The sequence below is a fragment of the Psychrobacter sp. P11F6 genome (assembly GCF_001435295.1).
Lineage (GTDB): Bacteria > Pseudomonadota > Gammaproteobacteria > Pseudomonadales > Moraxellaceae > Psychrobacter.
Genome location: NZ_CM003594.1, coordinates 1,891,683 through 1,913,302, shown reverse-complemented (window position 1 = coordinate 1,913,302; position 21,620 = coordinate 1,891,683). Strand labels below are relative to the sequence as shown.

Genomic DNA, 21,620 nt, shown 5'->3' with positions numbered 1-21,620 from the left:
ATGAAAAAGGTCTGCATTATTATCTTAATGCAGACCTTTTTTTTGCTTATATTGCATCATCTAGCTGGGTAGGTCATAGACGAGCGACTGAATATCTTTCGCTGCTTTTTGCAGTCGTGGGACATGGGTTAAGAGATCATCTAAAGACACTCTTATGGTCGGTGCATGAAGATACAGCGAGGCAAGGTAGCGCGACTTTCTATCCCGTATCGGTACGGCGATTGCCACCATCTCAGAGATAAACTCTTCATTATCGATACCAATACCTGTTTCAGCGATACGATCAAGCTCAGCGTTTAGCGCATCGATATCGGTAATCGTATTTTTGGTAAACTTATCCAGTGACAGGTTTTGCAATATTTTGTCGCGGCTTGTGCGCGGCAACTGACTTAAATATAGCTTACCAGTCGCTGTACACCACATTGGTGATTTTGCGCCCACTGGCAAATAAATCTGTATCGGCAATGTCGTATTTGCACGGTTGGTATAGATCATGTTCATCTGATAAGGCACACCGATCCCGCAAGTCTCTTTTAGCTCATCAACCAGCTTTTGCAAAATCATTTGTCGCTCATTAAAGAACAATCGCTGCTGCCAAAGCTCAACACCCAAGTTGCGTACCCGCTTGCCCGGTATAATACCGCCGCCAATATCCACAGTCACAAACCCTTCATCGAGCAGATTTTGAATCAATCGATGAATGGTCGGCTTTGGAATATCAAGCTCTTGCGATAGCTCAAGTGGAGAGAGCGGTTTTGAGGCATAGGACACCGCCTCGATAATCTCTAACACACGGGTAATCGACGATACTTTAGGCATATGAGTGGCTCAATAAGAATAAAAAGAATACAGTAGGAAGCACAACAAGGCATCAACAGATAAAAGTAAATACGCATCCTTGCGATACATTTTCCTAACCTCTAATTTAGCATAATATCAAGCCTAGACAAGATCTAGTTACTTTATATGCCAATACTAAATGTATCAATACTAACGTCACACAGTCATACAATATTGAAAACTGATACCAATACTTTTTTCTGAAAAGTTTTCTAAAAGCAATAATTACTACACCAACTCACAAAATACAACAAACTGTAGTAATAAGCTATATAACTGTCATTGAGTTGAATAAAGAGGTAGGTCATTATAATGACATATTTTGTAATATCCTTACATGAAGATTAAGCTAACCAATATTCATGTTTGCGCTGTTGAGTTACTTTAAGAGCATTGTGTAACAGAAAGTCGAAGTTTTGCGGATTGGTGTAGTAATTATTACAATATCTATGCAATCTTTACATAACGGCAAATAAAAAGCGCTCCTAGAGGGGTGACTTTTCCGGCCAAAATTGTTTTAATCTGCTCAACAAAATGATCGATTTAAAAAAAGCTAAATTGTCATTTTTTATGGGCGACTTATTCCAAACTTTAGGAGAGTATTTATGAGACTTATTAAATTAACAGCAATTTCTGCTGCCGTTTTAGCGTCAACTGCTGCACTAGCTGCTGAACCTGTTATCGTTGTTGATGGTAACGATGCAGTTGTTTACGAAGCTGAGCCTGTTGCTGTTGCATATGAAGCTGAGCCTGTTGCTTATGCATACAATGCTGACGCTGGTATCGTTCGCAACACTACTGGTGCTGTTGTTGGTGGTACTAAGACTTTCTTCCAAACTGCTATCAACCCAGCTTCTGTTAGCGCTGAAGTTGGTACACTAGGTTACGGTGCTAACATCGGTTGGTCACTAAATGAGAAAACTGAATTACAAGCTGGTTGGGCTGGTGGCGATGTTGCTGACCTATTCGGCGGTGACTTTGACGCAAACGACGTAAACTATGACGTTGATGCTGACTTCAGCAACCCATACCTAGGTGTGCAATTACGCCCTACTGGTAACTGGTTCACAATGGGTGCTGGTATCATCGTACCTGACAACGATATCGATGTAACTGCTAACGCTGAAGGTAGTTTCTTCAAACTTGATGGCATTCAATATAATGCTGCTCAAACAGGTGCATTGCAAGGTACTATGGAACATCGTAACAAGTTAGCGCCTTATGGTACTATCGGTTTCCGTCCTAACATCGGTAACAACTGGGGTGTGTTTGGTGAAATCGGTGCAGCCTATATGGGTAGCACTGATGCTACTGTAACTTCAAGTAATCCAAATGCTGACGTTAACTATACAGATGCAAACGGCGATACTCAAACAATCAAAGGTAGTGAAGTTGCTAAGATTGCTGAGCGTGAGCTAGAAGACAAAGATTGGTTAGAGTGGATGCCAATTGTTAAGCTTGGTGCAACTTACCGTTTCTAATCTAATCACAGTTTAAGTACTGTTATTAGAAGAAGAGTAAGAAAAAACGATCCTTTTTTGGGTCGTTTTTTTTGTCTGTGAAAGGGTAGTTGTTAGAATAAATTATATGTATAAATAATCTAGAAAATAACGATGGTTTGTTGCGCTGACAATACCGCGATACGGTAATCGGACTTAATGTCTGCTATGACCATTAAAGATGGCGGTTCTCTAATGGCATGAATCAAATCAGCAATCAGGTAGGAGTAATCTATTCCTAACCCTTGTGCCAGTTTGTATTGATGAATTTTGATAAAACTTTCTTTTATTTGCCATAGTAATTTAGCGATAATCTTACGCTGAAGTGGGGATAATGCTTGTAAAGCAGCCATTTCATGCTCAGAATAAAACCGCTGTGCCACTCGCCATGCTACATGATTGGTTTCAATATCAATACCAATGGGACGGTGACGACTAATGACCACGGTTACTTTACTGTTTGATGATGTATTGATTGTCTGAACAGTATTTTGATTAATATCATGATTCTTGCTGCCTGTATGACTAAAGCATACGTAATATTCACTGCTGCTAAGCCGATACGGGAAATTTGACTCATCCAAAGTATCGCGTAACTGTAGCTCACCCAGTAATTGTTGTAGCAATAATCGAACGCCTTTACGTTGTAGGCGACGTTGATGCTGCGCCATTTCACGCATTGATAAACTTACTGGTGACAGGCAATAATGCCAATTAATCTTGTAAAGTTTCTGAAAATATACCTGCGATATATTGTTAGCGGATGACCACAGTAATTCATCCCACAGTCTTTTAAGGTTGAGGGATGAACGCTCGCTTACTTGTGCAGTGGCGCACCACGTTGCAGGATCGAGCTGGGTATATTGTACATGGGTCAGGTTTAAGATAGAGCTTGGCATCATTGATTACATCTATTGGATTGGTTCGCTTAGTAACATGCAAAAAGCCCAGCGATATATTATTGCTGGGCTTTCAATTATAAAATATATTGAGCTTTATCGACTGTGATTGGTTTTACTGGTGTTAGTAAGACAATTCAGCACGGCGATTTAGTGCATAAGCTTCTTCAGTATTACCAGCGGCAGCAGGGCGCTCTTCACCATAGCTGATGACGCGGATATTGTTTACTGCGACGCCTTGAGTAGCAAGGTAATCACGTGCTGCTGCAGCACGGCGCTCACCTAGTGCCATGTTGTATTCACGGCTACCGCGATCATCAGTATTACCTGCGATAACAACGCTGGCTGCTGGATTTGAGTTTAGCAAGCTGGCATGTTGATTAAGAATGCTCGCTGCTTGTGAAGTAATTTCGCTGCTATCAAAAGCAAAGTAAACAACCGCCTGTAGGTTTTCTGCGCCTATAATAACCGCGCTTGAGTTATCTACGATGACTGCGCCAGTGTATCCAACTTGACCACCTGGGATACCTAGTGGGGCAACCACGACCTCAGAAGTAGCACGTTTGGTCGCACAACCTGTGGTTAGTGCCACAGCGCTTGATAATACAGCGAGGGCTGCGATCTTAGAAAAACTGGTTGACATAATGAGCTCCTAAAATTTTAATTAATTAAAATTGTTTTTTTGAACTGCTTACGATAAAACTTAGGCAATTGCTATCTATCATATACTAAATGTTACTTTATGTAAGTAGTATTACTGTAAATAATGCTAGAATTTACAGATAGATATGAGATCGACTACCAGCGGTGCTTGCCCCAATTTTCAGGATTGGCCCAATAATCCGCATTTAACCAATTTGGCAGCTGTTTATAATCATATAAATTGAACTGCCAAAGTCTGGCGGACGCTGATGACTTTGCAGATAAAGGCTGCTCTGTTTGGTCAGTAGTATTCATCTCTAAAGATGGCTCATGCAAGATATCAAATGGGGTAAAGCCATAAGCTTTTAGATCTAGGGTGTCATCAAGGGCGATGAGCAGGTGTGCCGCATAAAGATCTCGATAGCGCATGAGCAGCGGAATATACTGCTGCAGCAACTCTGGTGAGAGTGTGGGCAACCAAAAACAGGCGAGCTCATAACGTTCAGGCAATTGTCGTTGATTGAGCTCTAATAATGTCGATATTTGTGGTGAGCGGGTATTTTTTAGCAGTGTCTTTAATGCTAACCGCGCATTTTGATCTGGGACGACCCATAGCAACTCAGTGTCATTATTAGTATATTCAATGGTTGTGGATACGTTCGTTTGTATGGTTAGTGAGGGCAAAAGAGCCTCAACGTAATTTATCATTAATGGTAACGTAATTTCTGAGCGACTGGCAGTTTGCTTTATCATGTAATAGGCCGTTTATCGAGTGTTGGTCATCAGTGACTCTATTAAATCATTTTAATCGCGATTATCCAATGGGTGATTGATGCTGATTATGCCGCTCTTTTGATATATCGACTCTCCCAATCTTTTGATATATCGACTCTCTCATTACCATCGCATTTTGATACGTGTCATGGACGATGAACATAATAAAATTGGGGTATGCTCTTGAAATTTGGCAGTTTAGGTCAATGTAGCAAGATACCATTATCATGTTAATGGTCATAAGATTATGCTAATTGATGACCTGCCTTAACCTAAATTATCCCGCTTTTTACCGTATATATTTTTTGCCACAAATAATAATAGGAATACCCATGTCTATTGCTGAAACTGATGCTCAAATCATTAATCCTGATATGCCAGATGTGCCACCGCATGTACCAAGTAAAATTAATTTAAAAGATTACCAGAAACCTAGCTTTGATGTGGAAACGGTTGATTTAGATATTAAACTGTTCGAGAATCATGCACAGGTAGACAGCACTCTGAAGATGGTACGTCAAACAGCAGGAGATCTCGTATTGTTCGGTGAAGAGTTGGAGCTGATCGCCATTACGATGAATGGTAAGCCATTGACGGCTGAGGATTATCAACAACAAGCAGGCACGTTGACGATTGCTAATGCACCTGATGAGGTTGTTTTAGAGATTCAAGTACGCATCTGTCCGCAGACCAATACCGCACTTGAAGGATTCTATATGGCGGGAAGTGGTGATGAGACGATGTTTGTAACCCAGTGCGAGCCGGAAGGTTTTCGTAAAATCACCTTTTATCCAGACCGCCCCGATGTATTGGCGATATTTACTACGCGTCTTGAGGCGGATAAGCGTTATCCAACACTATTGGCCAATGGTAACTTGGTTGAAGCGGGTGAGGTGGCAGATGCCCCAGACCGTCATTATGCGATATGGCATGATCCAACCAATAAGCCAAGTTATCTATTTGCCTGTGTTGTCGCTGATTTAGACGTATTGACAGATTCTTATACCACCAGCGAAGGTCGTGAGGTGTTGCTGGAAATATACGCAAAGTCTGCTGACATTGATAAATGTGATGTCGGTATGCAAGCGTTGAAAGATTCGATGAAATGGGATGAGGTCAATTATGGTCGCGCCTACGATTTAGATCGCTATATGATTGTTGCTGTGAGTCAATTTAATATGGGTGCGATGGAAAACAAAGGTCTAAATATTTTTAATACTGCTTGTGTGTTATCCAGTCCTGAGACGACAACGGACTCGCGTAGCTTTAGTGTGAAAGCCATCATTGCCCATGAGTATTTTCATAACTGGACAGGCAATCGCATCACTTGCCGTGATTGGTTTCAATTGTGCTTAAAAGAAGGCTTTACTGTTTACCGCGATCAATCATTCTCAGCGGATCAGCAGTCGAGTGCCGTACAGCGTATCGACGATGTGGCGACATTGCGTGCTCATCAGTTTGCGGAGGATGCAGGCCCACTGGCACATCCAGTACGCCCTGAGAGTTTTGTCGAGATTAATAATTTTTATACGACGACTGTTTATGAGAAAGGCGCTGAAATCGTACGCATGATTGCTAATACGTTAGGAGCCGAGAATTTTCGTAAAGGCACGGATGAGTATTTCCGTCGTTATGATGGGCAAGCAGTCACGGTTGAGGACTTTTTATCTGCGCTTAGCATCACGGATAGCAAGATTGAAAGCTTTATCGACTGGTATCGTCAGCCAGGCACACCAATGGTGTCTGGTCATCAATATTATGACCATGCAGCGCAGACACTGACGATTACGTTAAATCAGCAAACCCGTCATGTCAGTGGCTTTGCTGCGCCAAAACCCTTGCCTATTCCGGTCGCGACTGCGCTATTTGATAAAGACAGTGGTGACATTGTGGCTGAGCGTATGCTGCTACTCGATCAAGCCACGCAAACCTTTACCTTCGAAAATATAGCACGTGAGCCTGTTGTATCATTGCTACGTGATTTTAGTGCGCCAGTACAGCTCAATTATGATTATCAAGATGCAGATTTGGCATTTTTGCTCAAACATGAAACCAATGGTTTTAACCGCTGGCAAGTGACGCAGATGCTGGTCAATCGTATCTTGCTGCAAGGTCAAGGCGAGAAGAGCAGTCCTGATATCTATCTGCAAGCACTAGCGCAGACATTGCCTGTGCTCGCGGCTGAGGATGCGATGTTGGCTGCCCGCTTGCTTGATATTCCATCAGCGCAAGAGCTGGCGTCTGCTATTCATAAAGATTACGATCCAGCATTGGTGAAAGCGCAGCGCGACGACTTGTATCAGCAGCTGGCAGATGCTTTAAAAAATCAGTGGGAAACACTTTATAAACAGCTGCCAATGCAGTCTTATGAAGATAGTGCCGAGGCTCGTGGCACCCGTGCCTTGCGTAATGTGGTGCTCGATATGGCTCTGACCGCAAATGTCGATGGCGCAGATGAATGGGCGCAGCAGCAGTATGATGATGCAAGCTGTATGACAGAGCGTTTCGGTGCGTTAAAAGCGATGGTCAATCATCAATTGCTAAATGCTGATGAGTATTTGGCGGACTTTTATAATCGCTTCCAAAATAATGATTTGGTCATCGATTTATGGTTTAGTGTGCAAGCGTCTGCTGATACTGTGACCGCTGATACTATCCAATCCTTGATCGCTCACGCAGATTTTGACTGGAATACACCCAATCGTGTACGCTCAGTGGTCAGCGCCTTCACCTCGCAGCCAACGGCTTTATGGACGGCAGAAGGGTTAGAGCTTTATATTTGTGTGATTAAAAAGTTGGATGATGCCAATCCTGTTTTGGCGTCGCGCTTATTGCAAGTGCTAGCGCGTTGGAATACCTTGGCGGAGCCACGTCGTCAAATGGCGCATGAGCGGTTGATTGAGTTGCAAAAGCAGGCTTCTTCTAAGCATGTACTTGAAAGTCTAAACAGTGTTTTAGGTGCGGCAAATGTATAAAGCGTAATATTTTATCAGTTACGTTGAAAAGTTAAACGTGATAATCTAATAAGTTAAAGCATACAAAAAAGCCCGTCTGACATATCATGTCAGACGGGCTTTTTGCTGAGCAACTTATCAAGATAGAGTGATCTTTATCGTGATGAGGGACTGTCAATATTAACGGTTAGGCAAAACGTCTTTAACCATATCACGTAGATTATATAGGGCAGTGACCGTACTCTCCCAATCTAAGCAACCGTCAGTGATAGACTTGCCATATTCGAGCTGACTTAAGTCAGCGGTCAGTTTTTGATTGCCACCCTTTAGATGACTCTCAATCATCATACCAATGATAGATTTATTGCCGTTTTGAATTTGTTCAGCAACGTTTTGGATAACCATCGGTTGTAGATACGGGTCTTTACCTGAGTTGGCATGGCTTGAGTCAATCATAATCTTGCTATTGGTTTTGCCTTTTGCCAGCTCGTTTTCCACTTGTGCAACCGCAGTTTCGTCATAGTTGGGCTTGCCGTTACCACCGCGAAGTACCACGTGCGCGTAAGGGTTGCCTTTAGATTTGATGATTGAGACTTTGCCATCTGCTGACAGACCTAAGAAGCTATGACCTTCTTTTACGGCTTGCATTGCGTTAACAGCGACTGTCATGCCGCCGTCTGTTCCATTCTTGAAGCCTACTGGGCACGATAAGCCTGAACTCATTTCACGATGCGTTTGGCTCTCAGTGGTACGTGCGCCAATCGCTGACCAGCTGATCAAATCCTGCATGTACTGCGGGGTATTCGGGTCTAGTGCTTCGGTGGCGCAAGGCAGACCTTTTTCATTCAAATCGAGCAGTAGCTTACGGGCAGTACGCAGACCTTTTTCGATGTCGAAGCTGTCATTCATATCAGGGTCATTAATCATGCCTTTCCAGCCAACGGTTGTGCGCGGCTTTTCAAAATATACGCGCATCACCACAAATACGCTATCTTCGATTTCTTTTGCTAATATGGCCAAACGATCGGCATATTCGTGAGCGGCTTTGATATCATGAATAGAGCAGGGGCCGATGACTACAAAGAGGCGCTTGTCTTTACCATCCAAGATGTTTTGGATGGTATTACGACCGTTTAATACGGTTTTATAGGCTGCATCTGATAAAGGTAGCTCAGTTTTTAGCTCAGCGGGAGTGATCAAAGGAATGAACTTTTCAATATTCACGTCGTCAATATCTGCATTATGGGTAACTGATGTTGTCATGGTTATATATCGTCTAGCTGATTTATAGGGAGTTTCATTATGCGGACAAAAGTGTTGGTTGACAAGGGCAGTCGCGCAGTTAATTGACTGATAACTGGAATGAGGAAACCAAAACTTAGTTATACTTGTTCAGCGCCAATCGTATATGAGCGCTTCAACAAGCAAGATTGTTACTCAATTTATCTGTCCGTGTAGAAAAACGAATTAACCCGTTAAGTAGTCATTTCTAGCTTTTATCAGCTAATTTAGCTATTTGTATCATCGTCACGTATGATGACAATATAAAAGGTATGACGATAAAATAGTGAGTATGGCGAATGCTTAGGTATCACAGAGCTTTCGCGCAGATTTTATGCGTCGTATTTTATAATAATCATTCATTTATTTTATATGCATTTATTGTATTTTTTAATATCGAGAGCTTGTCATGACAGATTCTGCTACGCCTGATCAATATCATAACCTTATAGACCAAACAGAGACTGAAATTCAACGTGCTGAATTACAGACTGTGCCATTGGTCATCGGTATCGTCGCAGGTGAGGTGTCAGGGGATAGCTTGGGCGCAGACTTCATGCAGCAGATGAATAATCTACGTGGTGATATTGTGTGGGTCGGCGTCGGTGGTACAAAGATGCAAGCGCAAGGGCTGCAAAGCATTTTTCCGTTAGAGCGTTTGGCGGTGATGGGTTTGGTAGAAGTCATGGCGCAATTGCCTGACTTACTTAAAGCTCGCCGTGAATTACTGAGCGCATTTAAAGCCGCTGATATTGATTGGTTTATTGGCATTGATGCGCCTGATTTTAATCTTAGAGTGGCTAAAAAGTTAAAACCGCAAGGCGTATTCTGTGTGCAGTATGTCAGCCCTTCTATTTGGGCATGGCGTGAGTCACGTATTCATAATATTAAAGCGGCGACCGACCTTGTGTTGTGTTTATTCCCCTTTGAGCTGTCCGTTTATGAGCGTCATAATCATCCAGCAATATGTGTTGGTCATCCGCTGTTGCGTACGATCGATCAAACATTGTTAGAAACACCGATCAATCAGCGCCGTAGTGAGCTGGTTTGGCACAACGATGGCTTGCAGCAGTTTTTTATTGAACGATTTGACGATGTCAGCCAGCTTATTTGTGTAATGCCAGGCTCTCGGCGCGGTGAAATCACGGCTATTTTGCCATTGATGTTAGATGGTATTCAAAAGTTGATATTGCTTGACCCCAAGCTGTGCTTTATCATTCCGACCGTCGACCAGAATCACCAATATATCGTCCAAGATGTTATTGACCAGCGCTCAGAGCAACTACGTGCTGCCATCGTGGTGGTCTATGATGATAGCCAGCCAGCCTTTAGTCAACAAGCGATGGCAGCCTCAGATATTGTGATGCTGGCATCTGGCACTGCAACGCTAGAGGCGATGCTGTTAGAGCGACCGATGGTGGTGGTTTATCAATTAAATAAACTCACCTATCAGATTGCCAAACGCTTGGTCAAAGTGCCTTATGTGGCGCTGCCCAATATTTTGGCTGATACTGCAATCGTTCCTGAGTTGATTCAAGAGCAGGCGAGTGGTGACAATATCTGTCGTACGGTCATGCGGCTACTGCAACCGCGTGCCTACGCTGAGCAATTAAAAGACCTCATCGCCACCAAGCACTTATTACAACAGCAGAGTAATCATGATCCTGCTAATAGTGTGATTGAGCAATGGTTTATCCAAGCGAAACATCGGATTTAAGCCATTATTGATTGCGATCATTCCTTCTTCTATTAATTACAAAGATACCGCGCCCCTATGAGTAACCAGTACCAAACCCACAACTCTGTCACCCCGATCGAAGTAAGTATTGAGCAAATTGATATCAAAGGTCAATATCTACAGCTGGTTGAGCCTATTCGTTTATCGGGTGAGGTAGATATTGGTGAGCTACTTGCTCAGTATCCGATCAAGGTGGAGCAAGGCTTACAGCAGTCAATATTACAGATGGGCGTTGATGAGGCAGGACGTGGGCCGTTGCTCGGTAGCGTCAATGTGGCTGCTACGATATTGCCTAAAACTTGGTCAGGATTGATTGAGATGCAGCCATTAAAGGACACGCCATTATCTATCTTGACCGACTCCAAGCAGCTGAGTGAAAAGAAGCGTGACCGACTTTATCCATTGGTTCAGCAGCATGCTATTGGTTATGTTGTCGCCGAGATCCCAGCAGCGGTCATCGATCAAGTCAATATCTTGCAAGCGACGATGCTCGGTATGCGCTTATGTACCGAAGTGTTGTTAAAAGCCATTGCTCATCATCTTGTTAACTCTATGAGGCAGGTCGAAGTTTTGTTCGATGGTAATCGCTGCCCTGAATTAAATGAGGCAATGCTCGCTGAACTGGGTATAGAAAAATCGACTATCGCTTGCCAAGCATGGGTAAAGGGCGATGCGCGTCATACCAGCATTGCTGCCGCCAGTATATTGGCTAAAGTCAGCCGTGACAAAGCCATGTATGCGCTTGATGCCGAGCATCCAGAATATGGTATCGCCAAACATAAAGGCTATCCAACACGCGCGCACATGGAGGCAATCGAAAAATACGGCGTATTACCTGTGCATAGACGTAGTTTTGCACCAGTCAGAAAGTCATTAGAGAAAGCCACTTAAGAACAAATCACTTAAGAAAAAAGCACTTAAAAATAAACGTTAAGCTGAGCGTGCTTCTTTAAAATAGCCTAAGCAAAAATAGTCATGACTAAAAATAAGACAGTCTATAATGAACGTATCAGTCTTCAAGAAACACCAAGTAAAAATTTATGGACTGTATTACAATGCAATTACAAATAAATTCAATACTGTGATATTAGGGCGTGTTGAACATTCGACCATGGCACTGACAGGGGCTATTTTGCAGGCGATTCGACGTTAAAAATAGTAAGTTTAGTCATTCTAAGCGTATATTTTTAACAATGAAGCGGCAAAAAAGAGTTCTGTCCCCTTCTGTTAATATTGGAGCTGATACTAAAATTGCCCCCAGCTATTTACAAGCAGGGCGTTGCAATTCTAGCTAAGGTATTAACATTATCGTCGACTTGCGCCTTGTCTGGAACAATTTTAGCTATCAGCAGTGCCCATTTGTGAATGTTCAACACGCCCTAGCAGCTTAAGTCTACTTAGTTTATGTCCACATACTTAACGCTGGCATTTATTGACTTATATACGCGCTACTATTCTATAGGATAAAAAATGACATTCAGTACGCTATTAATCAGTACGCCACAAAAAAATCTTGCTGCAGTGCTTTTTTTGACAGTATTTATAACGGCTTGTGGTGGGGGCGGTGGTGGCTCTGATAGCAGCTCTAATACCAATGCGCCAAGCCCGAACCCACCTGCTATCGAGCCAAACGATCAGCCCAATGGTAATACAAGTGACAATTCAAGCGATAATGTTGGCGACCAACTTGATAGCACTACTGCTACTAATGAGGTAAAGGCTGCATTAATTGCCAACAATAATTTCAGTTTAGCACGTACCAGCTGTGGTCTGAGCGGCTTATCTGTTGATACCGCGCTTGATGATGTTGCCATTAAACATGCAAATTATATTAAATATGTCTTTGCCAATAGCTCACCGACCGCATTCAGTGCGCATTACGAAAATAAGATTGCAGATATTTCGGGCGTTACCAGTAGCAATAATCCATTTTTTGGTGGGTTAAGTTTTACCGATCGTTTATCAAACGCAGACTATCCAAATGTACGATATGGTGTGACTGAGAATATCGCCCAATCTAGCTACTATAGTTCAGCAGGCAATCTTATTCGCTCAGATGTTGTGGCAGGCTCGATGGCAAAGTCCTTGCTGGCAGCACCTTACCATTTGCGTTCATTAATGATGCCTAGTGCAAGCGTGACGGGTACTGGCGTGGTTATCTATAAGCCATACAATAAAGAGGCGGCGAATAACCAAGGTTATGTCTTGGTCAACCATGCAGCAGCGACCCAAGCGACTAAAGATAATACGGTTAAAGGCGTATTTACTTATCCATGTGAAGGCGTGACGGATACAGTAACCGCGCTATATAATGAGACGCCAGATCCTGTCAAGCATACAGGGCGTGACTTGCGAGTGGATCCTATCGGGCAACCCATTTATATCAATATGCCATCCGCTCAAACGATTGATATCAGCAATGTAACATTCCATGATATCCAGCGAAATATCAATGTACCGATTGAGCTGCTAGACTATCGCCAAGATCCCTATAAAAATACGGCAAATGCACTACCAGCAAACGAAGCTTTTATATTACCAATCACTGATAATTTAAAAAGCTGCCAGATTGCTAGTAAAAAAGGCAAAAACTGTGGTTTACATGGCAACAGTGACTACCGTGTCAGCTTTGATATTTTAGTGGATCATAAAACTATCGAGCGTGAGAGCTTTACCTTTACGACAGGGATAGTGAACTAATAATTAGGTGAACTAAGACGTGTTCTTAATCTGAATAAAAGCACCAATCTGAACGGAAGTACCTAAAGAGTAAGTAGAGTAAAGCAAGGGCTGAATCAGTTATCTGATTCAGCCCTTGCTTGATTATGATAGTCAAGCCATTGCACTATAAAGAAGTTCGGCGTTCACCTCGCTTGAAATAGTGTATATGCCTATACTTGGTTGCCTTGTACTTCACACTTCTTTTGAGTCAAAGTAACTATATTGGAATAAATCATATTGCAATCAATTATATAGATATATAAGTGCTAAAACGACGAGTTCGGTTGTTGCAAGAAGGCTTCTTCTTCATCCGTTGACTCGCGATCTAAAATGTCATTGCGATGCGGATAGCGACCGAATTGCTCAATGATATCTTTATGACGATTTTCGAAATCCAGCGTATTGTCATCATGTAATTTTTCAAACAATGGTAAGTAGCGCTTATGGATCACCAATGACTCTGAATGCATAAATGGCATGATGATAAACTTGCGCCATTCAGTCGGTAATGTATCAAAGTGTGGTTGTCCAATAGCCTCTTGTGCCAATGCGATAGCCATACTATCTTGTGCAAAAGCGTCTGCTTGCCCGCGACATAAATTACGCGAAAACTGATCTAAGACAATAATTTCTGCTAGTCTGCCTGCCAACGCCGTGATTGAGCTATTGCTATCCGTCGGTGCTTCTGCGATACGCCACGTCACGCATTCACCTTGCTTGGCAGCTTGCCAGATGCCACCGAATTTATCCTTTATCTGCGTATCAAAGTCATCATTTTGCGCAAACCAATATTGCTCATTGTCTTTGTCGAACCAAAACTCCAGTACTGCACGCGCATTAGCATCAAGATGTTCTAAATGAATGTTTTTTGGGTCGAGCTGCGATGAATAAGCTTGGCTAGTAGCAGTGGAATAATCGGTTGATAGTGACATAAGATATTCTAATTATGATGAATTTAGTCTACTATAGCGCAAATATTTATGTCTGTCATGATGCCAACAGCAGCTATTAGGTAACCTCTTATGAATGCAAAAACTTCGCTAAACACTATCCAATCATCTCTACCGCCCACGCCTTATTATTTGCTCGATGAAGCGGCAATCGTTGCCAATATGCAGATTATCTCGCGGCTGTGCGAGCTATCAGGCGCTAAAGCATTATTGGCACTCAAATGCTTTGCCACTTGGGGCGTGTTTGATGTGATGCAGCCTTATTTGCACGGCACAACGTCATCGTCACTTAATGAAGTTAGACTTGGCTACGAGACTTTTGGTAAAGGTAAAGACAGTGATAATAAAAAAGAAACTCATGCTTACAGCGTCGCCTATAGCGCTGATGAGATCGATGAAGTATTGAGCTATGCCGATAAGATTATCTTCAACTCAATCTCGCAACTCAATGCATTTAAAGACCAAGCTGCGGCAAAAAATATACCAGTGGGACTGCGCTTAAACCCAAAGACCAGTAATTCATCGTTTATCATCGCTGATCCTGCGCGTCCTTTTAGCCGTTTGGGCGAACATGATAAAAACAAGATTGCAGCGGTACTTGATGACATTACTGGGGTAATGATTCATAACAACTGCGAAAATGACAGCTTTGAAGCCTTTAGTGCCAGCTTGGCAGATATCGAAGACAGATTTGGTGATGTTTTAGCGCAGCTTGAGTGGGTGAGTTTGGGCGGTGGTATTCATTTTATCGCGCCTGATTATCCACTAGAAAAACTGGCAGACAGGTTAAAAGGCTTTAGTGAAAAATATGGGGTGCAAGTTTATCTTGAACCGGGTGAGGCAAGTATCCATGGTGCTGGGTCATTGGTCACGACCGTCTTAGATACTATGCACAATGAAAAAAATCTAGCTGTAGTAGATTCATCCATTGAAGCGCACATGCTTGATTTGTTAATTTACCGTGAGTCAGCGCCGATAGCGGCTGTGAATAGTGATTTAATGAATATTGCCTCTCTTGATATCGACCCTACCAATATTGCACCCATAAGCGAAAATACTGAATCAGCTGATAATACCATTATTTATGGTCGTTCTTGTTTGGCGGGCGATATCTTTGGTGAGTATGCCTTGCCAAATAACCTAAAAATAGGTGATACCGTAACCTTTGGTAATGCCGCAGGTTATACCATGGTGAAAAAGAACTGGTTCAATGGTGTTAATATGCCGGCGATTGTGATTCGTCGTCTAGATGGCAGTATAGATGTGCAGCGCGAATTTGATTATCAAGATTATAAAGCCAGCTTATCTTAATTTAGTTGTGTCGATAAATTGATTTAAATTTTATAAATCAAAGGCTTGAGTCTGTTTTTAGATGACTTTAACTCGTCTGTTTTTTATACATTATTTTTACCGATGTCTTCATAAAAATTGTTATAATCGCCACGGGCAAAAGCCAACAATCAAATGGTGCTTTGCCCGACGGGTGCGTGGGTTTTCCTCGGTCTTCCTTTTTAATTCACGCATATCATTCACTCGTTTCTGTTTTGACTCGCCACTATCGATGGTATCGACAGAGACACAAAGGAGGATTGTTCATTGAACACAAACCAACAAGCCAAATCTAGCAAAAAAGACGTACTCATCATCGGAGCCGGCGGTGTCGCTCAAGTGGTCGCGCATAAATGTGCGATGCATAACGATATCCTTGGCGAGATTCATATTGCCTCGCGCACGCAAGATAAATGTGATGCCATCGCCCAAAGCGTGAAAGATAAGAATAGCTTCAAGCAGCCTGCCGTATTGCATACGCACCAAGTGGATGCTATGGATACTCAAGCGCTGATACAGTTGATTCAAGAGTCGGGTATCCAAATCGTCATCAATGTCGGTTCGGCATTTATCAATATGACGGTATTGGAAGCTTGTATCGAGACAGGTGTTGCTTATATCGATACTGCCATTCACGAAGATCCACGCAAGATTTGCGAGACGCCGCCATGGTATGACAATTACGAATGGCAGCGCAAACAGCGCTGTGCGGACAATAATGTCACGGCGATTTTAGGGGCTGGATTTGACCCCGGTATGGTCAACGCCTATGCGCGTCTTGGCTATGACATGATGGATGCAGGTTCGGTGACGGATATCGATATCATTGATATCAATGCTGGCAGCCACGGTAAATACTTCGCTACTAACTTCGATCCTGAGATTAACTTCCGTGAATTTACCGGTACGGTCTACTCTTGGCAGGACAGCAAGTGGCAGTCTAATAAAATGTTCGAAGTGAAGCGTACTGACGATTTACCAGTGGTTGGCGTGCAAAACAGTTATTTAAGTGGTCATGATGAAGTGCATTCGTTATCCGCCAATTTAGACGTACCAAATATCCGTTTTTGGATGGGCTTTGGTGAGCATTATATTAATGTATTCACTGTGCTACAAAGTTTGGGTCTACTCTCTGAGCAGCCAGTGATGACTGCTGAAGGGCAAGAAGTAATTCCGTTAAAAGTGGTCAAAGCGGTACTGCCAGACCCAAGCTCTCTTGCACCGAACTATACGGGCAAGACCTGCATCGGTGACAAAGTCAAAGGCAAAATCAACGGCGTCGATAGCGAGGTATTTATTTACAATATCTCAGATCATAAAGACGCTTATAACGAAGTTGGTAGCCAAGGTATCTCTTATACCGCAGGCGTACCACCCGTCGCTGCTGCGATTCTGGTCGCAACTGGTGAGTGGGATGCTGGCAAGATGGTCAACGTCGAAGAGCTGGATGCCAAGCCATTTATCAATCTGCTAAATAAGATTGGTTTGCCAACGCGTATCAAAGATAGCGAAGGCGACAGAGCGTTAGCGTTTGATATTTAAATAACGAGTTTGATTTAGAAAAGCCTATCTTTTATAGATAGGCTTTTTTTATGTCTGAGTTTTTACGTTAAATTTACGAGTAGGTAGGGGAGCCAATCCTGCCATCCGCTATTATCTGCCATTTCTGCTAAGGCAGCGGCTATTGGCAGGACAGGTTGCTGCTATCGCGACACCCTGACCCGCCAAGCCTTTTCAACCTAGCAGTTATGGCAGGATAGCCGCTACAGTCAGGGCTAGCGGTGACATTGCGTTCTTGCTACTATCTATCGTGGTTTGAGCAAGTTTTATCGGTGCGCTGGGCGCATCCTACGTCGCTAAGTTTGATAAGGAAAAAAATAGGATGGATATGGATGGGATTATGGATCAGATTCTTGCCGATAACTCAGGCGAAACTTTAGAAAGCTATCGTGCCAATAAAATACTACGTTTAAAATTATCAAGTCAGGCAAATCAGTATATCGATACAGATTCTTCACTTTGGCCGCCCATTACATTTAACTGGGATATATCAAAAGAGGGTCAGCGCTTTTCTTTAGATGGTGAAAATGAATTAAGTTTTAGAACTCATTATCCAAAAGGTTTTATATTAGGGAAAGTTAAGTTAGATGCCCTTGATAAAAAACTATGTCATTTTAGCCGTAGGGATGAAGGTGAGCTTTGGAAGGTAGGGTGTAAAAGTAGCTTGGCATATTTAATTGTCTATTTATCTGAACAAAGACCTATATCTCCACCTATATTAAAGCCTCATATTGAAAATGGAATCATATTACAAGGTGGACATCATAGATATGCTATCGCTAAAGAGATAGGAGAAGAGTATTTACCTATCTACATTGAGCCAAAATATAAAAATAAGATAGACAGTACAATTAGAGTTGATTGGAGTTAGCATGTATAATAAAGATTAGTTAGAACTAATTTAAGTATCTAAGAAATTGAATTCTACGCATTACTTAATTTTCTCAGCTAAATAATATCTATATTTTCTAAACGGTAATTTTTATTGTGTTGACCGATACTAAGGCATAATCCATAGACGGTCAATTCAATCTACAAATTATGCCCTTAGCATTTCCAGAGTTTTCTATCACCCCTCACTAGGGTTATAATTTCTCAAAGCCGCAATACGGTCATCAAGCGTCGGATGTGAGCGAAAGAGGTTCGCGATACTAAAGCCTGTAGATTGTCCTGATGAAATAGCAAACGCTTTCATGCTCTCAGGCATGTGATCTGGACGCTGCTCAGAAGGACGTAAAGCATCAAGCGCACTAATCATTTTTTCGCGGCTGGCGAGCTTTGCACCCATCTGATCCGCACGGAATTCGCGTAGACGCGAGAACCACATTACGATGGCAGACGCCAAAAATCCAAGTAAAATATCCATCACAATACTCGTGATAAAGTAACCAATACCTGGGCTATCACTGGTGTTTTTAAACACCGTCCGATCGACGAAGCTACCAATAATACGAGCAAAGAACATCACAAAGGCGTTTACCACCCCTTGGATGAGCGCCAGCGTGACCATATCACCGTTTGCCACGTGACCAATTTCATGCGCCAATACCGCTTCTACTTCATCGGGTGTCATGCTTTGCAGTAAGCCAGATGAAACAGCGACTAACGCTTTGTTTTTATTCCAGCCTGTGGCAAACGCGTTTGGCTGAGAATTATTAAAAATTCCTACTTCTGGCATGCCAATATTTACCGCTCGCGCTTGTCTAGCCACCGTATCTACCAGCCATTTTTCAGTGGCATTGCTTGGCGTTTCAATAACCACCGTCCCCGTTGATCTTTTGGCCATCCATTTCGAGATAAATAGTGATACCATCGAACCAACCATGCCGTATACGCCGCACATAATGGCAAGGCTAGTGTAATTTAGCCCGCCTGCACCATGTACGCCACCAATTCCAAAAAATCTGGATAAAATACCAAACACGATGCTAAATACCACAATCACCGCTAAGTTGGTTAATAAGAACAATCCGATACGCATCATGATGCCAGTTTCCTCATTTAAATTTAAATACAACTTTAAGACATAATACTATATGAGGTATTATATTTTTATATATGTTTTTACTTTACATAAATGGCGTTATTTTGATAAATAACAATCCCAGTTAACCGTATAAATACAGTGATATGGTTAGCGAGCAAAGAATAAAAATAAAGGATAGCGACATCTAAAAGGTGAAAACAATTGTTTTTTTTACGGTTTAAATAGTAAAGAGCCAAAAGTAAAAATTAAAACGAAAATAGTGAGCAGGTATAATGAGCACTCACTGTTGAGGTTTTTCATTTAACGCTCTATGAGGTCTAATCATGAACGCTCTAGCACTTAAAGTCCCTCCAGTCGCCCAAGTGATTGTTACCGCCGCTGCTATGTATGGTGTCTCTAAAATGGTTCCTGCTTTGACGTTCTCACTCAACGGCTCAACTGCACTGGCAGTGGGTTTGGGTGTGATGGGTCTGAGCTTAGGTATCATGGGTGTGACTCAATTTAGAATCGCTCAGACCACGCCCAATCCGCAAGCGTTAGAGCAGGTCTCTAGTTTAGTGACCAGTGGTATATATCAGTATAGCCGCAATCCGATGTATGTGGGTTTGGTGCTTATATTATTAGGCTGGGCGTTCTATCTTTCTCACTTTCTGGCGTTTGTACTATTGCCCATTTTTATACTTTATATAACGCGCTTTCAAATCCAGCCAGAAGAGCGGATGATGGCACAGAAATTTGGCAAAACTTATCAGGATTATCTAAATAAAGTGCGGCGCTGGATTTGAGGTATAGTAAGTAAAGATTTTATGATAGATGAATGAACAATAAAATCAGGGAGATGACGTTATGGAAATGAAAAATATACCTTTTGCTATTACCGATTGGACGACAGTGGAAGCGGTAGAAAACAAAGGTGAAACGGGCACGGGGTATTGGAAGACTTGCGAATTCAACAATATCAATGTACATATGGTTGAGTACTCCGCAGGCTACCTTGCCGATCACTGGTGCGATAAAGGACATATTTTATTCTGTGTTGAGGGCGAGCTGAACACCGAACTAAAAGATGGTCGTAATTTTACCTTAACAGCGGGTATGACTTATCAAGTGGCGGACAATACGATTGCACATCGTTCGTCAACGAAGATAGGCGCTAAGCTATTTATTGTTGATTGATATTGCCAGTAACACCATAAAATTCATAAAGCTATAAAACCATAGATCTATAAAAATAAAGCGAGAACATAAAATGCAACTAGAAATAAATGTCGTTGATGCTTTTACGGATACCGTTTTTAAAGGCAATTCAGCGGCAGTCGTTATCACTGATAACTGGCTCACTGATGATTTGATGCAGTCTATTGCTTTTGAAAACAACTTATCCGAGACAGCTTTTATGGTTCTTGATGATAAAGGCATTTATCATATCCGCTGGTTTTCTCCCTTTACTGAGATTGCATTTTGCGGACATGCAACGCTAGCGTCAGCCTTTGTGTTATTTAACAAAAACCCTCATTTAGACTGTATTAAATTTTCAGCCAAAGCGGTTGGTATATTGACCATTGTGCAAACAGACGATGGCAAGATACAAATGGATTTTCCTAATACTAAGCCTGAGAAAGTTGACAATATCCCTGATAGCTTGCTTGCAGGACTATCTATTGCACCCGTTGCAGTCTATAAAAATACTCAAGCCTATTTTGTGATTTGTAATGCTGAGTCCGAAGTATTAACAGTAGCGCGTGATAACGAGCAGCTAAAACAGCTTGCGCCTTTAGATGTGGTGGTGACTTGTCAGGCTATGTCTGCTGACTACAAAAACTATGATTTTATTTCACGTTATTTTTGGCCAGCCAATGGTGGCGATGAAGACCCAGTGACGGGTTCAGCTCATACAGGGCTTGCACCATTATGGGCTGAGTGTTTGGGTAAAAATCACTTGGTCGCTTATCAAGCATCACGTCGCGGCGGGGTTCTAGACTGTGTGGTCGCAGGTGACAGAGTAATGATTTCTGGTAATGCCGTACAGTATATGACAGGATTTATCACCGTTTAGGAGTAGATGGTTTTGACTGAATTAAAAACCGTTGGACTGTTTGCGCTGACCGCATTAGCAGAGATTGCGGGCTGCTATTTGCCTTATCTATGGTTGCGAGAAGGTAAGTCTATTTGGCTGCTTGTCCCTGGCGTACTAAGTTTGGTCGCTTTCGTTTGGCTGTTGTCTTTACATCCTGCCGCAGCTGGTAGAGTCTACGCGGCTTATGGCGGCGTGTATATTTCGATGGCTATTTTATGGTTGTGGACGGTGAATGGTATCAGGCCGACCACGTGGGATATAGTAGGTTCTGCGGTTGCGTTATTAGGCATGGCAATTATTATGTTTGCGCCGCGCGGTGCTTAGCATAAAGACCGCACCTAGCATAAAAAATGCCAATCAAACCGTGAG

General features: G+C 42.4%; 19 protein-coding genes. 12 read left to right on the top strand and 7 right to left on the bottom strand.

Annotated elements, in window-relative coordinates:
* Positions 1-60: 60 nt before the first annotated feature.
* Positions 61-819, bottom strand: a complete 759-nt coding sequence (locus AK822_RS07835) for an IclR family transcriptional regulator (RefSeq protein ID WP_045446365.1) — start codon at positions 817-819, stop codon at positions 61-63.
* 626 nt (positions 820-1,445) lie between these two features.
* Here AK822_RS07835 and AK822_RS07830 point away from each other — a divergent pair.
* Positions 1,446-2,321, top strand: coding sequence for a hypothetical protein (locus AK822_RS07830; protein ID WP_060491202.1), 876 nt, complete (start codon positions 1,446-1,448; stop codon positions 2,319-2,321).
* A gap of 119 nt (positions 2,322-2,440) precedes the next feature.
* Here the strand turns inward: AK822_RS07830 and AK822_RS07825 are convergent, their stop codons facing one another.
* The 3 genes from AK822_RS07825 to AK822_RS07815 all read right to left on the bottom strand — a co-directional run bounded on the left by AK822_RS07825 (position 2,441) and on the right by AK822_RS07815 (position 4,633).
* Entirely contained in the window at positions 2,441-3,241 is an 801-nt protein-coding gene (locus tag AK822_RS07825) for a 4'-phosphopantetheinyl transferase family protein (protein WP_087945599.1), read from the bottom strand.
* A gap of 121 nt (positions 3,242-3,362) precedes the next feature.
* Positions 3,363-3,881, bottom strand: a complete 519-nt coding sequence (gene pal, locus AK822_RS07820; RefSeq protein WP_060491200.1) for a peptidoglycan-associated lipoprotein Pal — start codon at positions 3,879-3,881, stop codon at positions 3,363-3,365.
* A 155-nt stretch (positions 3,882-4,036) separates the two neighbouring features.
* Positions 4,037-4,633: a DUF6231 family protein gene (locus tag AK822_RS07815; RefSeq protein ID WP_060491199.1), complete on the bottom strand. Its 597-nt coding sequence runs from the start codon at positions 4,631-4,633 to the stop codon at positions 4,037-4,039.
* Between the two features lie 395 nt (positions 4,634-5,028).
* On the opposite strand from AK822_RS07815, the gene pepN reads away from it, so the two are divergent.
* Entirely contained in the window at positions 5,029-7,629 is a 2,601-nt protein-coding gene (pepN, locus tag AK822_RS07810) for an aminopeptidase N (protein WP_060492226.1), read from the top strand.
* 159 nt (positions 7,630-7,788) lie between these two features.
* On the opposite strand, the gene AK822_RS07805 is transcribed toward pepN, so the two are convergent.
* On the bottom strand, positions 7,789-8,871 hold the full coding sequence (locus AK822_RS07805; protein ID WP_060491198.1) for a 3-deoxy-7-phosphoheptulonate synthase: 1,083 nt from the start codon (positions 8,869-8,871) through the stop codon (positions 7,789-7,791).
* Positions 8,872-9,298: 427 nt separating this feature from the next.
* Here AK822_RS07805 and lpxB point away from each other — a divergent pair, with 427 nt between their 5' ends.
* From lpxB to AK822_RS07790, 3 genes are all read left to right on the top strand, one after another.
* Positions 9,299-10,606: a lipid-A-disaccharide synthase gene (gene lpxB / locus AK822_RS07800; protein WP_060491197.1), complete on the top strand. Its 1,308-nt coding sequence runs from the start codon at positions 9,299-9,301 to the stop codon at positions 10,604-10,606.
* 57 nt (positions 10,607-10,663) lie between these two features.
* Positions 10,664-11,518: a ribonuclease HII gene (locus AK822_RS07795; RefSeq protein ID WP_060491196.1), complete on the top strand. Its 855-nt coding sequence runs from the start codon at positions 10,664-10,666 to the stop codon at positions 11,516-11,518.
* Between the two features lie 579 nt (positions 11,519-12,097).
* Positions 12,098-13,327, top strand: coding sequence for a CAP domain-containing protein (locus tag AK822_RS07790; protein WP_060491195.1), 1,230 nt, complete (start codon positions 12,098-12,100; stop codon positions 13,325-13,327).
* Between the two features lie 287 nt (positions 13,328-13,614).
* Here AK822_RS07790 and AK822_RS07785 read toward each other — a convergent pair whose 3' ends face one another.
* A complete protein-coding gene (locus AK822_RS07785; RefSeq protein WP_087945597.1) occupies positions 13,615-14,280 on the bottom strand; it encodes a DUF924 family protein in 666 nt (221 codons plus the stop codon).
* 90 nt (positions 14,281-14,370) lie between these two features.
* On the opposite strand from AK822_RS07785, the gene AK822_RS07780 reads away from it, so the two are divergent.
* The 3 genes from AK822_RS07780 to AK822_RS07770 all read left to right on the top strand — a co-directional run bounded on the left by AK822_RS07780 (position 14,371) and on the right by AK822_RS07770 (position 18,058).
* Positions 14,371-15,609 carry a carboxynorspermidine decarboxylase gene (locus AK822_RS07780; RefSeq protein WP_060491194.1) on the top strand — a complete coding sequence of 413 codons (1,239 nt, stop codon included), beginning with the start codon at positions 14,371-14,373 and terminating at the stop codon, positions 15,607-15,609.
* Between the two features lie 285 nt (positions 15,610-15,894).
* Positions 15,895-17,169, top strand: a complete 1,275-nt coding sequence (locus AK822_RS07775) for a saccharopine dehydrogenase family protein (protein WP_055124939.1) — start codon at positions 15,895-15,897, stop codon at positions 17,167-17,169.
* Positions 17,170-17,509: 340 nt separating this feature from the next.
* Complete coding sequence (locus tag AK822_RS07770) at positions 17,510-18,058, top strand: hypothetical protein (protein WP_060491193.1); 549 nt, start codon at positions 17,510-17,512, stop codon at positions 18,056-18,058.
* A gap of 198 nt (positions 18,059-18,256) precedes the next feature.
* Here AK822_RS07770 and htpX read toward each other — a convergent pair whose 3' ends face one another.
* The gene (gene htpX, locus AK822_RS07765) at positions 18,257-19,171 is read right to left on the bottom strand and encodes a protease HtpX (RefSeq protein WP_060491192.1); all 915 of its coding nucleotides are present in this window, start codon (positions 19,169-19,171) and stop codon (positions 18,257-18,259) included.
* A gap of 326 nt (positions 19,172-19,497) precedes the next feature.
* On the opposite strand from htpX, the gene AK822_RS07760 reads away from it, so the two are divergent.
* The 4 genes from AK822_RS07760 to AK822_RS15050 all read left to right on the top strand — a co-directional run bounded on the left by AK822_RS07760 (position 19,498) and on the right by AK822_RS15050 (position 21,575).
* Positions 19,498-19,959 (top strand): methyltransferase family protein, encoded by a 462-nt coding sequence (locus AK822_RS07760; RefSeq protein ID WP_060491191.1) that lies wholly within the window; start codon positions 19,498-19,500, stop codon positions 19,957-19,959.
* Positions 19,960-20,020: 61 nt separating this feature from the next.
* Positions 20,021-20,350 (top strand): DHCW motif cupin fold protein, encoded by a 330-nt coding sequence (locus AK822_RS07755; protein WP_060491190.1) that lies wholly within the window; start codon positions 20,021-20,023, stop codon positions 20,348-20,350.
* Positions 20,351-20,423: 73 nt separating this feature from the next.
* Positions 20,424-21,230: a PhzF family phenazine biosynthesis protein gene (locus tag AK822_RS07750; RefSeq protein WP_060491189.1), complete on the top strand. Its 807-nt coding sequence runs from the start codon at positions 20,424-20,426 to the stop codon at positions 21,228-21,230.
* Between the two features lie 12 nt (positions 21,231-21,242).
* Positions 21,243-21,575, top strand: coding sequence for a YnfA family protein (locus AK822_RS15050; RefSeq protein WP_055125033.1), 333 nt, complete (start codon positions 21,243-21,245; stop codon positions 21,573-21,575).
* The last annotated feature ends 45 nt before the right edge of the window (positions 21,576-21,620 follow it).

What these genes read in the sequence shown, in the direction of transcription:
- AK822_RS07835 (WP_045446365.1), bottom strand. Translation starts at nt 819, where the DNA reads ATGCCTAAAGTATCGTCGATTACCCGTGTGTTAGAGATTATCGAGGCG.
- AK822_RS07830 (WP_060491202.1), top strand. Translation starts at nt 1,446, where the DNA reads ATGAGACTTATTAAATTAACAGCAATTTCTGCTGCCGTTTTAGCGTCA.
- AK822_RS07825 (WP_087945599.1), bottom strand. Translation starts at nt 3,241, where the DNA reads ATGATGCCAAGCTCTATCTTAAACCTGACCCATGTACAATATACCCAG.
- pal (WP_060491200.1), bottom strand. Translation starts at nt 3,881, where the DNA reads ATGTCAACCAGTTTTTCTAAGATCGCAGCCCTCGCTGTATTATCAAGC.
- AK822_RS07815 (WP_060491199.1), bottom strand. Translation starts at nt 4,633, where the DNA reads ATGATAAAGCAAACTGCCAGTCGCTCAGAAATTACGTTACCATTAATG.
- pepN (WP_060492226.1), top strand. Translation starts at nt 5,029, where the DNA reads ATGCCAGATGTGCCACCGCATGTACCAAGTAAAATTAATTTAAAAGAT.
- AK822_RS07805 (WP_060491198.1), bottom strand. Translation starts at nt 8,871, where the DNA reads ATGACAACATCAGTTACCCATAATGCAGATATTGACGACGTGAATATT.
- lpxB (WP_060491197.1), top strand. Translation starts at nt 9,299, where the DNA reads ATGACAGATTCTGCTACGCCTGATCAATATCATAACCTTATAGACCAA.
- AK822_RS07795 (WP_060491196.1), top strand. Translation starts at nt 10,664, where the DNA reads ATGAGTAACCAGTACCAAACCCACAACTCTGTCACCCCGATCGAAGTA.
- AK822_RS07790 (WP_060491195.1), top strand. Translation starts at nt 12,098, where the DNA reads ATGACATTCAGTACGCTATTAATCAGTACGCCACAAAAAAATCTTGCT.
- AK822_RS07785 (WP_087945597.1), bottom strand. Translation starts at nt 14,280, where the DNA reads ATGTCACTATCAACCGATTATTCCACTGCTACTAGCCAAGCTTATTCA.
- AK822_RS07780 (WP_060491194.1), top strand. Translation starts at nt 14,371, where the DNA reads ATGAATGCAAAAACTTCGCTAAACACTATCCAATCATCTCTACCGCCC.
- AK822_RS07770 (WP_060491193.1), top strand. Translation starts at nt 17,510, where the DNA reads ATGGATATGGATGGGATTATGGATCAGATTCTTGCCGATAACTCAGGC.
- htpX (WP_060491192.1), bottom strand. Translation starts at nt 19,171, where the DNA reads ATGATGCGTATCGGATTGTTCTTATTAACCAACTTAGCGGTGATTGTG.
- AK822_RS07760 (WP_060491191.1), top strand. Translation starts at nt 19,498, where the DNA reads ATGAACGCTCTAGCACTTAAAGTCCCTCCAGTCGCCCAAGTGATTGTT.
- AK822_RS07755 (WP_060491190.1), top strand. Translation starts at nt 20,021, where the DNA reads ATGGAAATGAAAAATATACCTTTTGCTATTACCGATTGGACGACAGTG.
- AK822_RS07750 (WP_060491189.1), top strand. Translation starts at nt 20,424, where the DNA reads ATGCAACTAGAAATAAATGTCGTTGATGCTTTTACGGATACCGTTTTT.